Raw genomic sequence first — 20407 nt, forward strand, 5'->3', positions numbered from 1 at the left:
TGGTCTCGTTCGCTACGCCCGGTCACGCCATGGCCTCGCGCGACACGTCGGTGTCCTGGTCCTGGGCGGCAGCCAGCTGCCCACACGCGCCGTCGATCTCGCGCCCCCGGGTGTCCCGCACGGTCGTCGAGACACCGGCGGCGCGCAACCGCCGGACGAACTCCCGCTCGACCGGCTTCGGGCTGGCGTCCCAACGGCTGCCCGGGGTCGGATTGAGCGGGATGAGGTTAACGTGGGTCAGCTTGCCGGCCAGCAGCCGACCCAACAGGTCGGCCCGCCACGGCTGGTCGTTGACGTCCTTGATCATCGCGTACTCGATCGACACACGACGCCCGGTGCGGGCCGCGTAGTCCCAGGCCGCGTCCAGCACCTCGGACACCTTCCAGCGCTGGTTGACCGGCACCAGTTCGTCGCGCAGATCATCATCGGGCGCGTGCAACGACAGCGCAAGGGTCACCGAGAGGTCTTCGCTGGCCAGTCGGCGGATGGCCGGCACCAGGCCCACCGTGGAAACGGTGATGTGCCGCTGGGACAGGCCCAGCCCCTCCGGCGCCGGGGAGACCAGCCGACGGATGGCAGCCACCACCCGGGCGTAGTTGGCCAACGGCTCACCCATGCCCATGAACACCACGTGCGACAGGCGCGGGGGTGAGCCGGCCACCGCCCCGGAGGCGGCCACCCCGGCCAGATAGACCGCCTGGTCGACGATCTCGGCGGTGGAGAGGTTGCGGGTCAGCCCGGCCTGGCCGGTGGCGCAGAACGGGCAGGCCATGCCGCAGCCGGCCTGGCTGGAGATGCAGACGGTGACCCGGTCGGGGTAACCCATCAGCACGCTCTCCACCAGCGAGCCGTCGTGCAGCCGCCAGAGCGCCTTGCGGGTCGCCCCGTCGTCGCAGGCCAGCTCGCGGACCGGGGTGAGCAGCCGGGGCAGCAGCGACTCGGCGAGCCGCTCCCGGGTGGCCGCCGGCAGGTCGGTCATCTCGGCGGGGTCGCGGACCAGCCGGCCGAAGTAGTGGTTGGAGACCTGCTTGGCCCGGAAGCCAGGCTCCCCCAGCTCGGTGACCAACTCCTGCCGGCCGGACAGGTCCAGGTCGGCGAGGTGGCGGGGAGGCATCTTGGGCCGGCGCCCGGGGGCGTCAGGGTCTACGGGGATCAGTGGCAGGCTCGTCATGACGGATCCAGTCTGTCACGCCGCCGCCGGAACGCACCCCTCCGGAGGTGCCCAATCGGCTCCCACCAGACGAATGACCCGGGCCCACCGGCGTGATTCATCCCTCAGCCCACCACCGGCACGAAGACCGCCAGCAGCAGGTACGCCGTCGGCACGGCGAACAGGACCGAGTCCAGGCGGTCCATCAGGCCACCGTGCCCGGGCAGCAGGTTGCTCATGTCCTTCACGCCCAGGTCCCGCTTGATCATCGACTCGGCGAGGTCACCGAGCACCGCCGCGCCGGAGACCGCCACCCCGAAGACCGCACCCCACCAGGGGGCCACGTCGAAGAGCTGCCAGATCAGCACCGCACTGCCCACCGCCGCCGCCGTCACCGAGCCGGCGAAGCCCTCCCAGGACTTCTTCGGGCTGATCGACGGCGCCATCGGGTGCTTACCGAACGTGACGCCGGCCGCGTACCCGCCGGTGTCGGAGAGCACCACCGCCACCAGGGTCACCAGCACCCGCCACGGGCCGTCGCCCGGGGCCGCCGCCAGCATCGCGGCGAAACCGGCCAGGAAGGGCACGTACACGGCGATCAGGGTGGCCGCGGTCAGGTCCCGCTGGAAGCCGGCCGGGCCGTCACCCAACCGCCAGATCATCGTGCCCAGCACGGTGACCAGCAGCCCGAGGCTCAGTGCGTCCGGGCCGGCCCACCAGGCCAGCCCCACGGTCAGCACGCCACCGGCGATCAGCGGCACCAGCGGCGGGTGGGCGCCGCTGCGGCGTACCGCCCGGGCCATCTCCCAGGTGCCCACGGCGACGGCCGCGACGACCACGGCCAGGAAGGCGGGCGGGTAGAGGAAGAGCGGCACCACGATCGCCGCGCCCAGGCCCAACCCCACCCCGATGGCCGCCGGCAGGTTGCGGCCGGCCCGGCTCGGCACGGCCTGCTGCGTCGCCGGGCGGTCCGCGCTGGCCCGCCGCCGGCCGCGTTGCCGCCGGCCGGACGGCTGCTCCGGCTCCGGGCCCGCGGCCACCGGATCGTCGGGGGCCGGCGACGCACCGGAGACCGGCGGCTCACCCGGCATCGAGGGCTCGCCGGGGACCGGGGCGAACCGGGCGGTCGGGTACTCCTCGTCCGGCTGCCGCCCGGGACGCTGCTCGTCGGGCCACGGCACCCCGCCGTGTCCGGCCCGCTCGCCGGGCTCGTCGCGGTAGGGCGGCTCGTCGCGGTAGGGCGGCTCCGGGTGGTGGCCCGGCCAGGGCTGGTCGGGGCCGGACCGGGAAGACTCCCCCGGCCGCCCGGACCCGCCTGCGGGACGGTCGTCGTAGCGGCTGCCGCGACGCTCGTACGGCGGCTCGGCGTACCGGTCGGGACGGGCTTGCGGCTCGGCGTACAGCTCAGGGCCGGCGGCCGGACGCCTGGTGGCCGGGCCGGGCTCGATGTCCCGCTCGGGCCAGGGCAGGCCCGCCGGCTGCTCCGGCCGGTCCCAGCCGCGCTCCGCGGCGCCGTAGGGGTCGAGGTGGGACATCACGCACCGAAGAGGCTCGGTACGAGTTCCACCGCATGACGCAAGACCAAGACCATCCCCTACTGGCGCGACTGTTCCGTCCGGTTGACCGGCCCGACGGCCGGCCGATCCCCGCCGTTCACTTGGTGGATGGCCGGGAATCGTGCCGAGCCTACTGCACCCGCCACCCGGACACGGCGGACGATGGGCCCCGGCCGGGCCGCAACCCGCGTCGGTCCGCTACCCGACGGACCGGCCGGCCGAACGGTGGATGTCCTCCGGCACCACCGGTGGTCGGCTGACCGGGAACGCCGGCACGCCGGCCGGCGGCGGAAGGGAGCGGACATGGGGAGAACGAAGCTGGTCCCGCTGGCGGTGGTCGCCGCCGTGCTGGGGGTGGGCTCGCCGGCGGTCGCCGCCGGACCGGACACCACCATCCGGATCGCGCACCGGGCCGGCGCGCTGTACCCGTACGACCCGAGCTTCGACGGCGGCGGGCCGACGTACCCGGCCACCTCCGTCCGAGGCGCGGTGCGGAACTGCCCGGACGGCAGCTACTGGCTGTCGGCGACGCTGGAGCAGGACGGGCTGCCCACCGAATGGGCCACCACCGCGCGCGGGGCCGGTGAGGTGATCTGCGACGGCGGCACCGGCGTCGCGGCGATGGCGTTCTACCGGGCCGACCCGGTCCTGCACCCGGGCCGGGCGCGGGTCTGGTTCCAGCTGCACAGCAACACCGACGGGTCGGTGCTGGCCGAGGCCACCGCCACCGTCCGGATTCCGGGCTGAGCACGGGAGAGGCCCGCCCCGAGCGGGGGCGGGCCTCTCCGGCGACGTCGTGCCGAACGGCTCAGACCTCGAGCAGCTCGGACTCCTTGTGCTTGACCAGCTCGTCGACGTGGGCGACGTACTTCTGGGTCAGGTCGTCGAGTTCCTTCTCGGCGCGGCGACCCTCGTCCTCGCCGGCCTCGCCGTCCTTGACGATCCGGTCCAGCTCTTCCTTGCCCTTGCGGCGGATGTTGCGGATGGCCACCTTGGCCTCCTCACCCTTGTGCCGGGCCACCTTGATCATCTCGCGGCGGCGCTCCTCGGTCATCTGCGGGAGGAGCAGGCGCAGCTGGTTGCCCTCGTTGTTCGGGTTCGCGCCGAGGTCGGAGTCGCGGATCGCCTTCTCCATGGCGTTGATCTGCGAGTTGTCGTACGGCTTGATGATCACCATGCGCGGCTCCGGGACCGCGATGGAGGCCATCTGCGGCAGCGGGGTCGGCGTGCCGTAGTAGTCGATGATGACCTTGGAGAACATGGCGGCGTTGGCGCGACCGGTGCGGATGGCGCCGAACTCCTCCTTGGCGTGCTCGACCGCACGCTCCATCTTCTCCTCGGCCTCGAGGAGGGTGTCGTCGATCACCGGTCTCCTCGCCTCCTTCTGTGCTCGTTGGGCTCTGCTGTCGTGTCGGAGGACCGCTGCGGTCGTCGGCGGGCAACCCCGCCGGCCGGCTCAGGCGGTGATCAAGGTGCCGATCTTGTCGCCACCCACGGCGCGGATGATCGTGTCGTCGCCCTGCGCGCCGAAGACCAGCATCGGCAGGCCGTTCTCCATGCAGAGGCTGAAGGCGGCGGCGTCGGCGACCCGCAGGTTGCGGCGCAGCACCTCGGAGAAGGTGATCGAGTCGAACTTGCTCGCGGAGGAGTCGATCCGGGGGTCGGCGGAGTAGACCCCGTCCACCCCGTTCTTGCTCATCAGCACCACATCGGCGTGGATCTCCAGCGCGCGCTGGGCGGCCACCGTGTCGGTGGAGAAGTACGGCATGCCGGCGCCGGCGCCGAAGATGACCACGCGGCCCTTCTCCAGGTGCCGGATCGCCCGCAGCGGGATGTACGGCTCGGCGACCTGCGCCATGGTGATCGCGCTCTGCACCCGGGTCTCGATGCCCTCCTTCTCCAGGAAGTCCTGGAGGGCGAGGCAGTTCATCACGGTGCCCAGCATGCCCATGTAGTCGGCCCGGGCCCGGTCCATCCCGCGCTTCTGGAGCTCCGCGCCGCGGAAGAAGTTGCCCCCGCCGACGACCACGGAGACCTGCACGCCGCGGCGCACCACGGTGGCGATCTGCCGGGCGATGGCCTGGACGACGTCCGGGTCGACGCCGATCGCGCCGCCGCCGAAGACCTCACCGGAGAGCTTCAGCACCACCCGACGGGCCCGCCCCGGCGGTGGCGCCGTGGGATCGTCCGCTGCCAGGCTCCGGTCACTCACAACCTGCGTCATCCGCCCGCCCTTCCCTCGCGCGCCTCACGTGCGCCGCGTACTGCGAAACTGCCGCTGCTGACCCTATGTGACGAGGAGGCCGCGGTGCCTGTCACGTACACCGGCGGCCTCCTCGTCCACGTTTCCCTGCCGGCGGGCGCGGCATGCGCGCCCGGCCGGGTCGGCTCAGGCCTGGCCGACCTCGAAGCGCAGGAAGCGGGTCACCTCGATGCCGGCGTCGGCCAGCAGCTGCTTCACGGTCTTCTTGTTGTCGGCGACCGACGCCTGCTCCAGCAGGACGAAGTCCTTGAAGAAGGAGTTGACCCGACCCTCGACGATCTTCGGCAGCGCCGCCGCGGGCTTGTTCTCCTCGCGGGCGGTCTGCTCGGCGATCCGCCGCTCGGACTCGACGACCTCGGCCGGAACCTCGTCCCGGGTGAGGTACTTCGGGCGCATCGCGGCGATCTGCATGGCCACGCCACGGGCGTCGGCGTCGCCGGCCTCGTCGGCCTTGCCGGCGTACTCGACCAGCACGCCGACGGCCGGCGGCAGGTCCTGGCTCTTGCGGTGCAGGTAGACCGCGGTGGTGCCGTCCAGCTTGCCGAAGCGGTTGAGCACCAGCTTCTCGCCGATCTTGGCGGACTGCTCCTGGATCAGGTCGGCGACGGTCTTGCCGTCGAGGGTGCTGGCCAGCAGCTCCTCGGCGGAGGTCACGCCGCTGCGCTCGCCGTGCTCCACCAGCTGCTGCGCCAGGGCGACGAAGGCGTCGTTCTTGGCGACGAAGTCGGTCTCGCAGTTGAGCTCGAGCAGCGCCTTGCCGGAGTGCGCGACCAGGCCGTTGGCGGCGGTACGGCCGGCCCGCTTGCCGACGTCCTTGGCGCCCTTGACGCGCAGGATCTCGATGGCCTTGTCGAAGTCGCCCTCGGCCTCGGTCAGCGCCTTCTTGGAGTCCATCATGCCGGCGCCGGTCAGGTCGCGGAGCTTCTTGACGTCCGCGGCGGTGAAGTTGGACATGACTCTCTCTTCGGTGTCGTGTCGGAACTGCGGTGGATGGTCTGGGTGCCGGTTACCCGGATCCGGGCCGGATCTGCCCGGCGGGTCCGCCGTTCCTCCGCCGTCCGCGACGGGCGGCGGAGGAACGGCGGCGGGATCACTCCGCGGGGGCGGCGGCGGGGGCTGCGGCGGCCGGCTGCTGCTCGGCCGGGGCCGCGGCGGCCGGGGCGGCCGGGGCGGCGGCGGCCGGCTGCTGCTCGGCCGGGGCGGCGGCGGCCGGCTGCTGCTCGTCGGCCTTCTTCGGCTCCTCGAGCAGCTCGCGCTCCCACTCGGCCAGCGGCTCGCCGGTGCCGACACCGGCCTCCGGCTTCTCGTCCCCACCGCGGCGGCGGCCGGAACGGGCGATCAGACCGTCGGCCACGGCGGCGGCCACGACCTTGGTCAGCAGCTCGGCCGAGCGGATCGCGTCGTCGTTGCCCGGGATCGGGAAGTCGACCTCGTCCGGGTCGCAGTTGGTGTCGAGCACCGCGATCACCGGGATGCCCAGCTTGCGGGCCTCGTCGACGGCGATGTGCTCCTTCTTGGTGTCGACGATCCACACCGCGGCCGGGAGCTTCTGCATGTCCCGCAGACCACCGAGGGTCTTGGTCAGCTTGGTCTTCTCCCGGAACAGCTGGAGGGTCTCCTTCTTGGTGTAACCCGCGGCGGTGCCGGTCAGGTCACCCAGGGCCTCCAGCTCCTTCATCCGCTGAAGGCGCTTGTACACCGTCTGGAAGTTGGTCAGCATGCCGCCGAGCCAGCGGTGGTTGACGTACGGCTGGCCGACCCGGGTCGCCTGCTCGGCGATGGCCTCCTGGGCCTGCTTCTTGGTGCCGACGAAGAGGATCGAACCGCCCTCGGCCACCGTGGTGCGCACGAACGCGTACGCCTTCTCGATGTAGTCGAGGGTCTGGCGCAGGTCGATGATGTAGATGCCGTTGCGCTCGGTGAAGATGAAGCGCTTCATCTTCGGGTTCCAGCGCCGGGTCTGGTGCCCGAAGTGGACACCGCTCTCCAGCAGCTGACGCATGGTCACGACGGCCATGGGGTACTCCTTGTGATCCCTGGTTGTCCACGCCCGGCCGGCGGCCGGGCGTCCTGGCGCCCGGTCGCCGGCCATGGTGGGCCCGACCAAGATCGGGACCAGGGAGGCCGCCGCCCCACGATCAACCGTGGGGAGGGCGCGCGAGGTCGACCGCGCGAGGCGGTCGCCAGTCGACCAGTGTACGCCCCTGCTCCGCTGCCCACCCCGCGGGTACGCGGGACCCCCGCGTGACCGCTTCCGACCCGTTCGAGCGGATCAGCCGGCGGCGAGGGCAGCGGCGACGAAGAGCACCAGACCCACCGTCAGGTAGGCGGTGGGCGGACGCAGCCAGCCCCGGCTGCCGTCGGCCAGCGCCAACCCGCCGGTACGCAGCCCGTAGAGCCCGGCGGCGAAGATCGGCAGACCGGCCACCAGGAAGGTGCCCACCACCACGTTGGTCGCCGAGACCGGGTCACCGACCAGGCCGTTGAAGAGCACCCGGAGCGCGGGGGCCTCGAAGACCACCACCAGCACGGCGAGGACCACGGCCAGCGCCGGTCGGCGGGTCCGGTAGACGCCGTCGCCCGGCCGGGCGGCCGGATCCGGGGCGCCGACCGGCGGGAAGACCGGCGCGCCGTCGGGGCGGAGGCCGACCGCGGGCATCGGCCCGGTGGGCACGTCCAGCGGGTGCGTCCCGTCGACCGGCCGCGGCGGCTCGCCCGCACGCGCGGCGTCGCCGGCCCGGACCGGGTCAGCGGCACGGGACGGGTCACCGGCGCGGGACGGGTCGACGGTCGGGTAGCCGGCCGGCGGCAGCTCCGCCGCGCGGGTCGGGTCGGAGACCGGGTAACCGGTCAGCGGAACCTCCCCGGAACGGGACGGGTCGGTCACCGGGTAACCGGCCAACGAGGCGTCCCCGGCACGGGACGGGTCGACCACCGGGTAGCCGGCCAACGGCGCGGGCCGGGCGCCCTCGGTCTCGATCGGCGCGGCGGTCGCCGTCTCGCGGGCGGCGCGTCGGCCACCCCGCTCGGCGGGCAGCTCGCCCGAGGACTCCGGGTCGGCGTCCGGCCGGCGCATCCGGGGTGCCCGGTAGCCGCCGTCGTCCGGACGATTCTCGGTGAGCGGGTCGGCGCCGAAGCGCTCCGCGTACCGCCCCTCCGCCGGGTTGCCCGGCTCCGCGTACCGGCTGTCGTCGGCGCGCTGGTCGTCGCGGTACCGCTCGCCCGCGCTGCGCCAGTCCGGCTCGCCGTATCCGCGCTCCCCGCCGGGATACCAGCGCGACTCCTGATCTTCGGGATAGCTCCGTCGTCCGTCCACGTCCGGCACCGTATGCGACGCGCCGGTCCCGCGCCATTCGTGGTCCGCAACCGCCCGACGGGCGCGTGACCAGCCGATTCCGGAGCGTCAGTGAAGGGCCGTGGGCTCCCCCTCGGCCCGGCCGGCAAGCTCGTCGAGCGTCGCGGTCAGCTCCGCCCGGAGCTCGTCGTGCCGGGGACCGAGGGCGTTCGCCGGATCACGCCACACCTCCATCGGGTACGCCGTCACCGGCCGGCCGTGGACGTGCTCGGGTTCCCAGGCGTACCGGGCCCGCACGTGGGCGTGCAGGAAGGCGTCGAGGTTGCCCTGGATCTCGTAGTTGACCCGCCGGAACGCCGGGTCCCGCCGGGCGCAGACCCGGTGCACCGCCTCGCCCAGCAGGTCCATGTCGGCCAGGAACGCCAGCCGACGCTGCCGGGGCAGGTCGGCCAGCCGGTCGGCGGCCGGGTCGTCGCTGATCAGGACGCAGTACCCGGGCAGGAACTGGACGTCGCCGATCACCGCGAAGCCGGCGGAGAGCCGGCGCAGCACGGTGGGATTCGTGCCGCTCAGGGCCGAGCGGACCCGGTCGGCCCGCCAGTCGTCGATCATGGGCGAAGGCTAGCGGCCCGGCCGCCGAACGAGTGGCCCCTAGCACACCGACCGCATGATCGTCCGGTCGTCCACAGCGCCTCCCGCCGTCCACAGGCCCGTCCCCGCCGGTGGCGCCGCCGGTCGGCCCCGGCGCACCGTCACCGCCATGACGACACGGAACCAGGCCGTCGGCGCGTACGGCGAACGCTGCGCCGTGCGCCACCTGATCGACACCGGGCTGCGCCCGGTCGACCGGAACTGGCGCTGCTCCGCAGGTGAGATCGACATCGTCGCCTGGGACGGCGTGGTGCTCGCGTTCTGCGAGGTCAAGACCCGGCGTTCGGGCCGGTTCGGCACCCCGGCCGAGGCGATCGTGCCGGCCAAGGCGCGGCGGCTGCGGATCCTCGCCGCGCGCTGGCTGGCCGAGACCGGCACCAGCGCCGAGGAGGTGCGCTTCGACGTGCTCGCCGTCGAACTGCCGGACGCCGGCCCGGCCCGGGTCGAGCACGTCAAGGGCGCTTTCTGAGGTGAGCTACGCCAAGGTGCTCTGCGTGGGTCTGGTCGGGGTGACCGGACACGTGGTGGAGGTGGAGGCCGACCTGGCCGCCGGGCTGCCCGCGGTGGTGATCTCCGGCCTGCCGGACACCGCCCTGCACGAGGCCCGGGACCGGGTGCGCGCCGCGGTGGTCAACTCCGGCCAGAAGTGGCCCAACCGTCGGATCACCATCAACCTGCTCCCCGCCACGCTGCCCAAGCACGGCTCGGCCTTCGACCTGGCGATCGCGGCGGCCCTGCTCGGCGGCGCGGGCGAGCTGCCCCTGCTGCCGCTGGAGCGGGTGGTGGTCCTCGGCGAGCTGGGCCTCGACGGCACGGTCCGACCGGTGCGCGGCATCCTGCCCATGGTCGCCGCCGCCGCCCGGGCCGGACTGGACCGGGTGGTCGTACCGGTCGACAACGCCGCCGAGGCCGCGGTGATCCCCGGGGTCCGGGTCCGGGCGGTGGACACCCTGCACCGGCTGGTGAGCTTCGTCCGGGAGGGCACCCCGCTGCTGGAACCACCGGTTCCCGGGCCGCCCGCCGTCGCCGCCGGCCCCGACCTGGCCGACGTGGCTGGTCAGGGCCTCGGTCGCCGGGCCCTGGAGGTCACCGCGGCGGGTGGCCACCACCTGGCGCTGCTGGGCCCACCGGGCGCCGGTAAGACCATGCTCGCCGAGCGGCTCCCCTCGGTCCTGCCGGAGCTCGACGACGACGCGGCGCTGGAGGTCACCGCCCTGCACTCGATCGCCGGGCTGCTCCCGCCGGACGGGCGGCTGCTGCGCCGGCCGCCGTTCCAGGCGCCGCACCACACCGCCACGGTCGCGTCGCTGGTGGGGGGCGGATCGGGACTGGCCCGGCCGGGCGCGGTGTCGCTCGCGCACCGCGGCGTGCTCTTCCTCGACGAGGCGGCCGAGTTCGCCAAGGGCGCACTGGAGGCGCTGCGCCAACCGTTGGAGAGTGGCCGGGTCCACCTGGCGCGCAGCCGGGGCGGTACGGAGTACCCGGCGCGGGTCCAGTTGGTGCTCGCCGCCAATCCGTGCCCCTGCGCGAAGCCCGCCGGTGACGCCTTCTGCGAGTGCACCCCACTGGCGCGGCGGCGCTACCTGGGACGGCTCTCCGGCCCACTGCTGGACCGGATCGACGTGCAGATCACGGTGAACCCGGTACGCGCGGCCGAGTTGATGGAGGTCGACGCCGCCGCCGAGTCGTCGGCGGTCGTCGCGGCCCGGGTCGCGGCGGCCCGGGCCGCCGCCGCCGAACGGTGGGCGACGGTCGGGCGCCGGCTCAACGCCGACATCCCCGGGCCGCTGCTCCGTCAGCTGCCCTGGCGGCTGCCGGCGCGGGACACCGCGGAGCTGCGGGGCCGGCTCGACAGCGGCTCGCTCTCGGCCCGGGGCTTCGACCGGATCATCCGGCTCGCCTGGACCGTCGCCGACCTGGACGGCCGGAGCCGGCCCGGGCGGGAGGACGTCCGGGAGGCCATCGGACTCAGGACGGGAGACAGGGTATGACCGACGACGAGGACCGGCTGGCCCGGGTGGCCCTGACCTGGCTGGCCGAACCGGGCACCCGGTCGGTGCACCGGCTGGTCGGCGAGCAGGGCGCCGCCGGCGCCCTGGACCTGCTGCTCGACGGCGGTGCCCCGGACGAGCAGCTGCGGGCCGCCGTCGCGGCCCGGCTCGGCGCCGGGGATCCCCGGGGCGTCGCCGCGGAGGCCCTGGCCCGCGCCGACCGGCTGGGCGCCCGGCTGGTCGTCCCGCGCGACGACGAGTGGCCCCGGCGGGTCGGTGACCTGCGCCGGCTCGTGCTGCCGGTGGCCGACCGCAAGGTGGACCGGGAGACCGCGCCGCCGCTCTGCTTCTGGGTGCGCGGCGGCTGGCCGCTGGCCGAGGCCCTCGACCGTTCGGTCGCCGTGGTCGGCGCCCGGGCCGCCACCGGGTACGGCGTGCACGTGGCCACCGAGATCGGGTACGGGCTCGCCGACCGGCAGTGGACGGTGGTCTCCGGCGGGGCGTTCGGCATCGACTCCGCCGCGCACCGGGGCGCGCTGAGCGCCGGCGGGGTCACCGTGGCGGTGCTGGCCTGCGGGGTGGACCGTCCCTACCCGATGGGCAACACGGCGCTCTTCGACCGGATCGCCGACACGGGGCTGCTGGTCAGCGAGTGGCCACCGGGCGCCGAGCCGCTACGGCCACGGTTCCTGATCCGCAACCGGGTGATCGCCGCCGCCACCCGGGGCAGCGTGCTGGTGGAGGCGTCGGCGCGCAGCGGGGCGACGCAGACGATGCGGCGGGCGCTGGCCATCGAGCGGCAGGCCATGGTGGTGCCGGGGCCGGTCACCTCGGCCATGTCGGTGGGCGCCCACGAACTGCTCCGCGAGTACCCGAAGGCCCGCCTGGTCACCGGGCTGCCCCACGTGCTGGAGGAGGTTGGCCGGATCGGCGACGACCTGGCCGAGCCGGCCCGCGGCCCGCACCGCCCGACCGACCTGCTCGACGACGAGGCTGCGCTGATCCGGGAGTCGCTGCCCCGGCGCGGGACGCTCGGGGTGGACGCGATCGCCGCCCGGGCCGGGGTGGACGTCCGCACGGCGATGCGGAAGCTCTCCCTGCTGGAGGAACTGGCCCTGGTGGTCCGCCGCGCGGACGGCTACGCCCTGACCCAGCCGCCGGTCCGTCGGGGCGGCGACGCCTGATCAGTCGCCCTCGAAGCGGATCTCCACGTCGCGGTCCCGCAGGCAGCGCCGGACGAGCAGCCCCAGCCGCCGGACGTGGCCGACCTCGGACGGGGCGGTGGCGACCTCGGCGAGGCACCGCAGTTCCGCCATCAGCCGGGGTGCCGCCTCTGCGCCGACCACCAGCTGACCGAGCGGGTCGACCAGGTCCAGCAGCGGGGTACGGCCACCGCCGCGTACCCGCCGGAGCAGTTCCAGCAGCACGTCCTCCGGGTCGGGGACCACCTCCGCGGTGACGTGGGAGGGCCGCCGCTTCCCGGGTCCGGCCCGGACGATCCGGTAGAGGACCACATCCACACCCATGCCCGGTGGCTCCCTCCTGGACGGTCCGCCGCACCCCGCTGCGGCGCGATGGCTCACCACGGCGGGTGGTGACCGGCGACGTCCGCCCGTCGGTCCAGTTTCGCCCGCCGGAGCGCCGCCCACCAGCCCCGACGGCGCGCCGGGAGCGGCCGGGTGAGCCCACCCCTAGGCTGGGGAGGTGCGCAGTGACCAGGACGGCCGCCCCGCCGGCGAGCCGGCGCCGACCGGCCGGGGCACCCGGGCAACCCACGAGACGCTGCCGCCGGCGATGCGGGAGGCGGTGGACGACTTCGCCGGCCACCTGTCCGGGGTCCGCAACCGGTCCGCGCACACCGTCCGGGCGTACGTCACCGACCTGGTGTCGCTGTTGGACCACGCCGTGCGGATGGGCTGCGCCGAGCCAGCCGAGCTGGACCTGACCGTGCTGCGCAGCTGGCTGGCCCGCCAGCGGACCACCGGCGCCGCCCGTACCTCGCTGGCCCGGCGGGCCGCGTCGGCGCGCACGTTCAGCGCCTGGGCGCACCGGACCGGTCTGCTCCCCTCCGACGTGGCGGCCCCGCTGGCCAGCCCGCGCGCCCACCGGGAACTGCCCGTCGTGCTCCGCGCCGAGCAGGCCGCCGCGCTGGTCGAGGCCCCCGGCCGCCGGGCCGGCGTCGCGCCGTCCGGGGACACCACGCCCGACGGGACGGGCCCCGGGGAACCGGTGCTGCTGCGGGACCGGGTGCTGCTGGAGCTGCTCTACGGCACCGGGGTACGGGTCAGCGAGGCGTGCGGCCTGGACGTCGCCGACGTCGACCAGGGTCGCCGGGTGGTCCGCGTGCTCGGCAAGGGCGGCCGGGAACGCTCGGTGCCGTACGGCCTGCCGGCCGAACGGGCCCTGCGGGAGTGGCTGGACCTGGGGCGTCCCACGCTTGCCGGTACGACGCCGGACGGGGCACTGCTGCTCGGCGCGCGCGGTGGCCGGCTCAACCCGACCACGGCCCGACGGATCGTCCGCGGCTACGCCGAGGCCGCCGGCCTGCCGCCGGTCAGCCCGCACGGGCTGCGGCACTCGGCCGCGACCCACCTGCTGGAGGGTGGCGCGGACCTTCGGTCGGTGCAGGAGCTGCTGGGGCACTCCTCGCTGGCCAGCACCCAGATCTACACCCACGTCTCGGTGGAGCGGCTGCGCGCCGCGTACCGGCAGGCGCATCCCCGGGCCTGAGCCGAAGCGCGCTGGGGTGATCGCCGGCGGGCTAGGATCACGCGGTGAGCGTTCCGCAGCCGCCCGAGCCCGTTCCCGGCGCCCGGCTGCTCTTCTCGCTCGACCCGGCGGTGAGCCACCTCAACCACGGCTCCTTCGGCGCGGTGCCGATCGGCGTGCAACGGGCGCAGCAGCGCCTGCGCGACGAGATGGAGACCAACCCGCTGCGGTTCTTCACGCAGGGTCTGATCGACCGGATCACGCACACCCGACGGCACCTGGCCACCTTCCTGGGCGCCGACCCGGAGGGCACCGCCCTGGTCGGCAACACCACCACCGGGGTCGCGGTCGTCCTCGGCTCGCTCGGCCTGCGCCCCGGGGACGAGCTGCTGACCACCGACCACGGGTATGGCGCGGTCGCGTTCGCCGTCGAGCGGGAGTGCCGACGCACCGGCGCCAGCCACCGGGTGCTGCGGGTGCCGCTGACCGCCACCGACGAGGAGGTCGTCGAGATCGTCCGGGCCGGTCTGCGTCCCGGCCGGACCAAGCTGCTGATCGTCGACCAGCTCACCTCGCCCACCGCCAAGCTGCTGCCGACCGCCGCGATCGTGGGCCTGGCTCGGGAACGCCAGGTGCCGGTGCTGGTCGACGCCGCGCACGCACCGGGCATGCTGCCCACGCCGGTGGCCGGCGTCGGCGCCGACTTCTGGGTGGGCAATCTACACAAATGGGCCTACGCCCCGCGCGGCACGGCGGCCCTGGTGGTGGCGCCCCCTTGGCGGGACCGGATCGAGCCGCTGGTGGTCTCCTGGGAGCAGCCGGCCGGGTTCCCCGGAAACGTGGAGTGGCAGGCCACTCTGGACTACACGCCGTGGCTGGCCGCGCCGGTGGGGCTCTACACGCTGCGCAGCCTCGGCGTCGAGCGGGTACGCGCGCACAACGCCGCGCTGGCCGCGTACGGGCAGCGGGTGGTCGGGGACGCCCTGGGCGTGGCGCCGACCGACCTGCCGGAGCCCGATGGACCGTCGGTGGCGATGCGGATCGTGCCGCTCCCACCGGGCGTCGCCACCACCCTCGACGCGGCTCGGGAGTTGCAGAAACGGATCGCCGACCGGCTCGCCACCGAGGTGGCGGTGACCAGTTGGGGTGGACGCGGCTGGCTGCGGCTCTGCGGCCAGGTCTACAACTCTCCCGACGAGTACGACCGGCTGGCCGTGCGACTGCCACCCTTCCTCGCCGCCGCCTGATCGACGTCCCCACCGGCCGTGCCCCGGGTGACCCGGCCGCGAGTCGGAGCGGACCGACGGCCGGGCGGATCGGCGGTACGACGTCGGATCAGCGGTACGACGGCCGGGGGATCAGCAGGCCGACGGCCGGGCGGCTCAGTGGGGCCCGGCGGGCGGCAGGTCGACCGGGAGCAGCCGGACCGGTCCGGCGCCCACCAGCGCCAGCGGATCGAGATACTCCGCGCCCCGCCGCAGTCCCCAGTGCAGGCAGGCCGCGACCGGGCAGCCGGCGTGCCCGGGCAGCAGGGCGCCCAGCGTCGCGCCGGCCACCACCACCTCACCCACCCGCACGGCGGGCCGGACCGGCTCGTAGGTGGTCCGCAGCCCGCCGGCGTGCCCGACGGTGACCACCGGGCGGCCGGCGACCGACCCGGCGAAGAGCACCACCCCCGGCCTGGGCGCCCGCACCACGGCCCCGGGCCCGCCGGCCAGGTCGACGCCCCGGTGGCCGGGAAGCCAGGGCCGCGGGGGCGGCGCGAAGCGGCGGACCGGCACGGGTGTCCCGGCCAGCGGCCACCCGAACACCGGCCGGGACGGCGACACCGATCGGGACGGCAATACCGGCCGGGACGGCAATACCGGCCGGGACGGCAATACCGGCCGGGACGGCAATGCCGGCCGGGACGGCAGTGCGGGAGACGCCGACCACCGGGTCGCTCCCGCCGGTGGTGGGGACGCCGCACCGGCCACCGGGGTCGACGCCAGGATCAGGAGCAGGACGCCGACCAGCAGGGTGGCGGCGCAGCGCCGCGGAGTCGTTCGCACGGACGGCAGCCTGCTCCGCCCCGCCGGTCACCCGCCACCCGCCGGAGGCCCGCCTGTGGACGGACCCGGCGCTGTGGACGACCACCGCCGGACCGGGTGATCTGCTATGCCCCCGATCCGCCGGGGTGACGTCGAACGGGAGCGGGCGGTCGCACCGGGCGCCGGCGACCGGTCGTGCCGCAGGGACGGCCACTCGCGTCGACCGCCGCCCCTCGGCATACTCGTACCGCCGGTGTGCGCCCGGCCAGCGATCTCCGACCGACCCCCCGGGAGCCCGGAATGACCACGATGGACGACGTCAGCCGCCCCTCCCGGGTGGCCGGTGCGGACGAGGCGATCAGCGCCGAGGAGCTGCAACTGGCCGCCCGCAACCACGGCATCCCGCTGGAGGCGCTGCGCTACGACGTGACCCCGGCCGGCCTGCACTACCTGCTGATCCACTACGACATCCCGGAGCTGGACCCGGCGACGCACACGCTGACCGTCGACGGCGCCGTGGACCGGCCGCTCGAGCTCGACCTGGCCGCGCTGCGGGAGCGTCCCCGGGTCAGCCACCGGGTCACCCTGGAGTGCGCCGGCAACGGGCGGGCGCTGCTGCACCCGCGTCCGGTGAGCCAGCCCTGGCTGGTCGAGGCGGTCGGCAACGCAGAGTGGACCGGCACTCCGCTGGCGCCGCTGCTGCGCGAGGCGGGCCTGTCGCCGGACGCCGTGGACGTGGTCTTCACCGGCGCGGACCACGGGGTCGAGCGCGGCGTCGAGCAGGACTACCAGCGGGCGCTGCCGGTGGCGGACGCGCTCCGCGAGGAGGTGCTGCTGGCGTACGAGATGAACGGCGCTCCCCTGCTGCCGCAGCACGGCGCGCCGCTGCGGTTGATCGTGCCCGGCTGGTACGGCATGGCCCACGTGAAGTGGCTGCGGGGCGTCACGGTGACCACCGAGCCGTTCGACGGCTACCAGAACGCGGTCGCCTACCGGCTGCGGCGCGACGCGGACGATCCGGGCGTGCCGGTGACCCGGATCGAGCCGCGGGCGCTGGTCCGGCCGCCGGGTTTCCCGGACTTCATGTCGCGGACCCGGGTGCTGCGTCCGGGGGCGTGCGTGCTGGACGGCCGGGCCTGGTCGGGGCACGCGCCGGTCGACGCGGTGGAGGTGACCGTCGACGGCGGGTCGAGCTGGGCGCCGGCGGACCTGGATCCACCCAGCGGCGGCGAGTGGACGTGGCGGCGGTGGCGGTACGCGTGGACGCCGGAGCCGGGTCGGTACGTGCTCGGCGCGCGGGCCACGGACGCCTCGGGGCGCAGCCAGCCGGTCGAGCAGCCGTGGAACCGGGGCGGCTTCGCCAACAACCTGGTCCAGCGGGTGGAGGTCGTGGTCCTACCGGCGTGACCCGGCGGCGGGCCGTCGGGCCCGGGTCAGCGGGCGGTCAGCCGCCGAAGCCGGAGTCGGCGGGGAGGGAGATGTCGGGCTTCTCCAGCTCCTCGACGTTGACGTCCTTGAACGTCATCACCCGGACATTCTTGACGAACCGCGCGGGACGATACATGTCCCACACCCAGGCGTCGTGCATCTCGACCTCGAAGTAGACCTCGCCGTCCGAGTTGCGCACGTGCAGGTCGACCTGGTTGGCGAGGTAGAAGCGGCGCTCGGTCTCCACGACGTAGGAGAACTGGCGGACAATGTCGCGGTACTCCCGGTAGAGCTGCAGCTCCATCTCGGTCTCGTACTTCTCGAGATCTTCCGCGCTCATCGCTCTCCGCCTTCCATGACCACATCTTCCCCCACCGGCGCCGGGGGCCGAGGCTGCTCGTCCAACGCCACGCCGACGGTACCCCCTGCCGCCGCCGAACGCGCCATCGGCTCGGGTCGACCGCCGGGGGCCGGCCGGCGGGACCGGGGAGGCCGCCCCTCCCGGCCGGAGATCGCGGCGACGTTGACGTACGAGAACCGGTGCTCGACGCAGGGACCGTGCTCCCGCAGGGCCGCCGTGTGCTCGGCGGTGATGTAGCCCTTGTGCTCGGCGAAGCCGTAGCCGGGGAAGCTGGCGTCCAGCTCCACCATGATCCGGTCCCGGGTGACCTTGGCCAGCACGCTGGCCGCCGCCACGCAGGCCGCCACCCGGTCGCCCTTCCAGACCGCCAGGCCCGGCACGTCCAGCCCGTCGACGCCGAACCCGTCGGTCAGCACGTACTCCGGGCGGGTGGTGAGCGAGGCCAGCGCCCGGCGCATCGCGGCCAGGTTGCACACGTGCAGGCCCCGGGCGTCGACCTCCTCCGCGGGGATCACCACCACCGCGTACGCCAACGCCCGGGCCACCACCTCGTCGTGGATCCGCTCCCGGCTGGCCGGGGTGAGCAGCTTCGAGTCGGCCAGACCGTCGATCTCGCCACGCCGCCCCTCGGGCAGGACCACCGCGGCGGCGACCAGCGGCCCGGCGCAGGCGCCCCGGCCGGCCTCGTCGGCGCCGGCGACGTGCCGGAAGCCACGCCGCTGCAACGCCCGCTCCAACGCGTACAGGCCGCCGTCGCGGCGCACCACGGTGCGCGGGGGCGTCAGCATTCCCCACCGCCGCGGCAGGTCGGGCCGGCGCTGCCGACCGGGGGTCCGGGCGGGGCGGGGACGGCCCGCTCCGGCGCCGCGGGAGGCCCGGCCAGCGCCCGGCGCAGGATCGCCGGCAGGTCGGGCGGGTAGTACCGCTCGGCGGTGGCGGCAAGGTCCGGCTCCGGCCACCAGCGGTGGTCGAGCATGCTGGCCCGCTCGATCTCGTTGAACCCCGCCGTGTCGACGTCGTGCGAGTCGACCCGGACCAGGAAGAACTCCTGATCCTGGCGGTACCAGACCCCGCCGAACGGGAACTCGGTCACGTCGCGGTGCACCGGCGTCCCGAAGGCGGCCGGAGGCAGCCGCAGCCCGGTCTCCTCGGCCAGCTCACGCGCCGCGGCGGCCGGGTAGGTCTCGCCGGGCTCCAGGCCACCGCCAGGGGTGAACCAGTACCGGTGCTCGGGCCGGGCCGGGTCGACGCCCGCGAAGAGCAGCACCCGGTCGGCCGCGTCGACCAGCAGCACGCGCGCGGCGCGGCGAGGGGTGTAGACGGTCACCGGACCAGACTGCCAGACGGCACCGACGAACGACCACGCCCGTCCGGCGCGGCCGGCGGCCGGCTACGGGTTGGGGATGCCGTCGAACTGCTTCGGCACGGTCAGCCAGGTGGCCCGGTTCACCGGCCAGAAGACGGTGAAGGCCCGGCCGACCACCTGGTCGGTGGGGATGGTGGCGCTGTCGATGTTCTGACCCGACTGCTGCCAGTGCTCCAGGGAGTCGCCGGAGGCCGACCGGTGGTCGCCCATCACCCACAGCCGCCCCTTCGGGACGGTGATGTCGAACTCCTGGTCGGCGGGCTTGTCCCGCACGCCGTCGGCGGAGTAGATGTACGGCTCGGTCAGCGGCCTGCCGTTGATCACCAGCCGGTCGTCGTCGCAGCAGACCACGTGGTCACCGCCGACACCGATCACCCGCTTGATGAAGTCCTCGCCCTTGGGGTCGCCGCTCCACTCGGTCGGCGCCTTGAACACCACCACCTCGCCGCGGTGCGGCGACCGGAAGTCGTACACAAGCTTGTTGACCAGCACCCGGTCGTCGATCTTGAGGGTGTTCTCCATGGACTCGGAGGGGATGAAGAAGGTCTGCAGTACGAAGGCCCGCACCAGCACCGCGACCAGGATCGCCACGCCCAGGAGGATGGGCAGCTCCTTCCAGAAGGAGCTACGCGACTTGTCGGTCTGCTCGTCAATCACGGAAGGAGCCTACGTTGCCGGGCGCGACGGCACCGACCGGAACGCGCGACAACGGACACGGCGGCCACGACGGGCAGGACGAGCCCGGCGCCGCCCTGCGGCACCGGCTCCACCGGCGCGGGCGCACCCGCCGGCGCCGCCACCGGCCGGTCCAGCCCGTCGAAGGTGTCCGGCACGGGCAGCGAGGCCCACCGCGACGACGGCCACACCACCATGAAGGCGCGCCCGATCACGTTGTCGATCGGCACCGGACCCTGGCAGCGGGCGTCCTGGGAGACCAGCCGGTGGTCGCCCATCACCCAGATCTGCCCGGGTGGCACGACCACCTCGTTGAAGAAGCGCGACCGGCACTCGCGGGGATTGGGCGGCACGTCCAGCGGTGAGTCGCGGACCACGTACGGCTCGTTCAACGACACCCCGTTGACGATCACCCGGCCCTGCTTGTCGCAGCAGCGGACCTTGTCGCCGGGGACGCCGATCACCCGCTTGATGAAGTCCTTCTCGCCGGGGCGGCTCACCCCGACCAGGTCGCCGAGGGTGCGGCCGACCTTGCCGGCGAGGCCCGGCTCGGGCTCCTGGACCTCCTGGGCGACCCACTTGTCGGTGCCCCGGAAGACCACGATCTCGCCGCGGACCGGTTCCCGGACGTCGTAGACGACCTTGTTGACCAGCACCCGGTCGCCGATCAGGAGGGTGTCCTCCATGGAACCGGAGGGGATGAAGAACGCCTGGAGCAGGAAGGTGCGGATCAGCACCGCGAGGCAGAACGCGACGACCAGCAGCAGCGGCAGCTCCTGCCAGAGCGGCATCTGCCGGCGGCCGCTCCGGGCCCGCCTGCGCCAGGGATCGACGGTGCCGTCCTCGTCAAGCATCTGCACCATGCCACTCTCCGGTCCGCAGAAAAACACCACCGCCCGGGAGTCTCGTCGAGACCCCACGGGCGGTGGTGG

The 20407-nt window shown here is 74.3% G+C and carries 21 protein-coding genes and 1 pseudogene; 7 read left to right on the plus strand and 15 right to left on the minus strand.

Annotated elements, in window-relative coordinates; all coding sequences use genetic code 11:
- Window positions 1–22 precede the first annotated feature (22 nt).
- Window positions 23–1171 carry a dual-specificity RNA methyltransferase RlmN gene (rlmN, locus tag GA0070564_RS00455; RefSeq protein ID WP_091601056.1) on the minus strand — a complete coding sequence of 383 codons (1149 nt, stop codon included), beginning with the start codon at window positions 1169–1171 and terminating at the stop codon, window positions 23–25.
- A 104-nt stretch (window positions 1172–1275) separates the two neighbouring features.
- A complete protein-coding gene (locus tag GA0070564_RS00460; protein ID WP_091601058.1) occupies window positions 1276–2685 on the minus strand; it encodes a phosphatidate cytidylyltransferase in 1410 nt (469 codons plus the stop codon).
- Between the two features lie 324 nt (window positions 2686–3009).
- On the opposite strand from GA0070564_RS00460, the gene GA0070564_RS00465 reads away from it, so the two are divergent.
- Window positions 3010–3453, plus strand: coding sequence for a hypothetical protein (locus tag GA0070564_RS00465; protein WP_091601060.1), 444 nt, complete (start codon window positions 3010–3012; stop codon window positions 3451–3453).
- Between the two features lie 61 nt (window positions 3454–3514).
- On the opposite strand, the gene frr is transcribed toward GA0070564_RS00465, so the two are convergent.
- From frr to GA0070564_RS00495, 6 genes are all read right to left on the minus strand, one after another.
- Complete coding sequence (gene frr / locus GA0070564_RS00470) at window positions 3515–4072, minus strand: ribosome recycling factor (protein ID WP_088970282.1); 558 nt, start codon at window positions 4070–4072, stop codon at window positions 3515–3517.
- 90 nt (window positions 4073–4162) lie between these two features.
- The gene (pyrH, locus tag GA0070564_RS00475) at window positions 4163–4930 is read right to left on the minus strand and encodes a UMP kinase (RefSeq protein ID WP_091601062.1); all 768 of its coding nucleotides are present in this window, start codon (window positions 4928–4930) and stop codon (window positions 4163–4165) included.
- Window positions 4931–5095: 165 nt separating this feature from the next.
- Window positions 5096–5923 (minus strand): translation elongation factor Ts, encoded by an 828-nt coding sequence (gene tsf, locus GA0070564_RS00480; protein ID WP_091601064.1) that lies wholly within the window; start codon window positions 5921–5923, stop codon window positions 5096–5098.
- A 136-nt stretch (window positions 5924–6059) separates the two neighbouring features.
- The gene (gene rpsB, locus GA0070564_RS00485; protein ID WP_091601065.1) at window positions 6060–6986 is read right to left on the minus strand and encodes a 30S ribosomal protein S2; all 927 of its coding nucleotides are present in this window, start codon (window positions 6984–6986) and stop codon (window positions 6060–6062) included.
- A gap of 255 nt (window positions 6987–7241) precedes the next feature.
- A complete protein-coding gene (locus GA0070564_RS00490) occupies window positions 7242–8294 on the minus strand; it encodes a hypothetical protein (RefSeq protein WP_141714675.1) in 1053 nt (350 codons plus the stop codon).
- Window positions 8295–8372: 78 nt separating this feature from the next.
- Window positions 8373–8876, minus strand: coding sequence for a diadenosine tetraphosphate hydrolase (locus GA0070564_RS00495; protein WP_091601067.1), 504 nt, complete (start codon window positions 8874–8876; stop codon window positions 8373–8375).
- Between the two features lie 148 nt (window positions 8877–9024).
- Between GA0070564_RS00495 and GA0070564_RS00500 the strand changes: the two genes are divergently transcribed.
- Genes GA0070564_RS00500 through GA0070564_RS00510 form a run of 3 tightly spaced genes read left to right on the plus strand, consistent with a single transcriptional unit; the run spans window position 9025 to window position 12090 of the window.
- A complete protein-coding gene (locus tag GA0070564_RS00500; protein ID WP_091601069.1) occupies window positions 9025–9384 on the plus strand; it encodes a YraN family protein in 360 nt (119 codons plus the stop codon).
- Window position 9385: 1 nt separating this feature from the next.
- A complete protein-coding gene (locus tag GA0070564_RS00505; protein ID WP_091601071.1) occupies window positions 9386–10906 on the plus strand; it encodes a YifB family Mg chelatase-like AAA ATPase in 1521 nt (506 codons plus the stop codon).
- Window positions 10903–12090 carry a DNA-processing protein DprA gene (locus GA0070564_RS00510; protein ID WP_091601073.1) on the plus strand — a complete coding sequence of 396 codons (1188 nt, stop codon included), beginning with the start codon at window positions 10903–10905 and terminating at the stop codon, window positions 12088–12090. The genes GA0070564_RS00505 and GA0070564_RS00510 overlap by 4 nt, the downstream gene beginning before the upstream one ends.
- Here GA0070564_RS00510 and GA0070564_RS00515 read toward each other — a convergent pair whose 3' ends face one another.
- Window positions 12091–12432 carry a hypothetical protein gene (locus GA0070564_RS00515; RefSeq protein ID WP_091601075.1) on the minus strand — a complete coding sequence of 114 codons (342 nt, stop codon included), beginning with the start codon at window positions 12430–12432 and terminating at the stop codon, window positions 12091–12093. It abuts the gene before it with no gap.
- A 268-nt stretch (window positions 12433–12700) separates the two neighbouring features.
- Here GA0070564_RS00515 and GA0070564_RS00520 point away from each other — a divergent pair, with 268 nt between their 5' ends.
- Together GA0070564_RS00520 and GA0070564_RS00525 are read left to right on the plus strand one after the other, a co-directional pair.
- Window positions 12701–13636 carry a tyrosine recombinase XerC gene (locus tag GA0070564_RS00520; protein WP_091604294.1) on the plus strand — a complete coding sequence of 312 codons (936 nt, stop codon included), beginning with the start codon at window positions 12701–12703 and terminating at the stop codon, window positions 13634–13636.
- Between the two features lie 44 nt (window positions 13637–13680).
- On the plus strand, window positions 13681–14862 hold the full coding sequence (locus tag GA0070564_RS00525) for an aminotransferase class V-fold PLP-dependent enzyme (RefSeq protein WP_091601077.1): 1182 nt from the start codon (window positions 13681–13683) through the stop codon (window positions 14860–14862).
- 135 nt (window positions 14863–14997) lie between these two features.
- Here the strand turns inward: GA0070564_RS00525 and GA0070564_RS00530 are convergent, their stop codons facing one another.
- Complete coding sequence (locus tag GA0070564_RS00530) at window positions 14998–15591, minus strand: murein hydrolase activator EnvC family protein (RefSeq protein ID WP_176730572.1); 594 nt, start codon at window positions 15589–15591, stop codon at window positions 14998–15000.
- 354 nt (window positions 15592–15945) lie between these two features.
- Here GA0070564_RS00530 and GA0070564_RS00535 point away from each other — a divergent pair, with 354 nt between their 5' ends.
- The gene (locus tag GA0070564_RS00535) at window positions 15946–17052 is read left to right on the plus strand and encodes a sulfite oxidase (RefSeq protein WP_091601079.1); all 1107 of its coding nucleotides are present in this window, start codon (window positions 15946–15948) and stop codon (window positions 17050–17052) included.
- A 37-nt stretch (window positions 17053–17089) separates the two neighbouring features.
- Here GA0070564_RS00535 and GA0070564_RS00540 read toward each other — a convergent pair whose 3' ends face one another.
- From GA0070564_RS00540 to lepB (GA0070564_RS00560), 5 genes and pseudogenes are all read right to left on the minus strand, one after another.
- Window positions 17090–17413 (minus strand): DUF2469 domain-containing protein, encoded by a 324-nt coding sequence (locus GA0070564_RS00540; protein ID WP_007075222.1) that lies wholly within the window; start codon window positions 17411–17413, stop codon window positions 17090–17092.
- Window positions 17410–18222 (minus strand): ribonuclease HII, encoded by an 813-nt coding sequence (locus GA0070564_RS00545; RefSeq protein ID WP_091601080.1) that lies wholly within the window; start codon window positions 18220–18222, stop codon window positions 17410–17412. Before GA0070564_RS00545 ends, GA0070564_RS00540 begins: the two co-directional genes overlap by 4 nt.
- Window positions 18216–18761 carry an NUDIX hydrolase gene (locus GA0070564_RS00550; protein ID WP_091601082.1) on the minus strand — a complete coding sequence of 182 codons (546 nt, stop codon included), beginning with the start codon at window positions 18759–18761 and terminating at the stop codon, window positions 18216–18218. Before GA0070564_RS00550 ends, GA0070564_RS00545 begins: the two co-directional genes overlap by 7 nt.
- Window positions 18762–18824: 63 nt before the next feature.
- The gene (gene lepB / locus GA0070564_RS00555) at window positions 18825–19457 is read right to left on the minus strand and encodes a signal peptidase I (RefSeq protein ID WP_091601084.1); all 633 of its coding nucleotides are present in this window, start codon (window positions 19455–19457) and stop codon (window positions 18825–18827) included.
- Between the two features lie 9 nt (window positions 19458–19466).
- A pseudogene (gene lepB / locus GA0070564_RS00560) lies at window positions 19467–20338 on the minus strand (signal peptidase I).
- Window positions 20339–20407 lie beyond the last annotated feature (69 nt).

Origin of the sequence: Micromonospora mirobrigensis (assembly GCF_900091555.1) — a bacterium.
Lineage (GTDB): Bacteria > Actinomycetota > Actinomycetes > Mycobacteriales > Micromonosporaceae > Micromonospora > Micromonospora mirobrigensis.

Bases quoted from the DNA above. Each gene is read 5' to 3' on its own strand.
- GA0070564_RS00465 (WP_091601060.1), top strand. From the start codon at position 3,010: ATGGGGAGAACGAAGCTGGTCCCGCTGGCGGTGGTCGCCGCCGTGCTG.
- GA0070564_RS00515 (WP_091601075.1), bottom strand. From the start codon at position 12,432: ATGGGTGTGGATGTGGTCCTCTACCGGATCGTCCGGGCCGGACCCGGG.
- GA0070564_RS00495 (WP_091601067.1), bottom strand. From the start codon at position 8,876: ATGATCGACGACTGGCGGGCCGACCGGGTCCGCTCGGCCCTGAGCGGC.
- rpsB (WP_091601065.1), bottom strand. From the start codon at position 6,986: ATGGCCGTCGTGACCATGCGTCAGCTGCTGGAGAGCGGTGTCCACTTC.
- tsf (WP_091601064.1), bottom strand. From the start codon at position 5,923: ATGTCCAACTTCACCGCCGCGGACGTCAAGAAGCTCCGCGACCTGACC.
- GA0070564_RS00500 (WP_091601069.1), top strand. From the start codon at position 9,025: ATGACGACACGGAACCAGGCCGTCGGCGCGTACGGCGAACGCTGCGCC.
- rlmN (WP_091601056.1), bottom strand. From the start codon at position 1,171: ATGACGAGCCTGCCACTGATCCCCGTAGACCCTGACGCCCCCGGGCGC.
- GA0070564_RS00520 (WP_091604294.1), top strand. From the start codon at position 12,701: ATGCGGGAGGCGGTGGACGACTTCGCCGGCCACCTGTCCGGGGTCCGC.
- pyrH (WP_091601062.1), bottom strand. From the start codon at position 4,930: ATGACGCAGGTTGTGAGTGACCGGAGCCTGGCAGCGGACGATCCCACG.
- GA0070564_RS00510 (WP_091601073.1), top strand. From the start codon at position 10,903: ATGACCGACGACGAGGACCGGCTGGCCCGGGTGGCCCTGACCTGGCTG.
- GA0070564_RS00460 (WP_091601058.1), bottom strand. From the start codon at position 2,685: ATGTCCCACCTCGACCCCTACGGCGCCGCGGAGCGCGGCTGGGACCGG.
- GA0070564_RS00535 (WP_091601079.1), top strand. From the start codon at position 15,946: ATGACCACGATGGACGACGTCAGCCGCCCCTCCCGGGTGGCCGGTGCG.
- GA0070564_RS00540 (WP_007075222.1), bottom strand. From the start codon at position 17,413: ATGAGCGCGGAAGATCTCGAGAAGTACGAGACCGAGATGGAGCTGCAG.
- GA0070564_RS00545 (WP_091601080.1), bottom strand. From the start codon at position 18,222: ATGCTGACGCCCCCGCGCACCGTGGTGCGCCGCGACGGCGGCCTGTAC.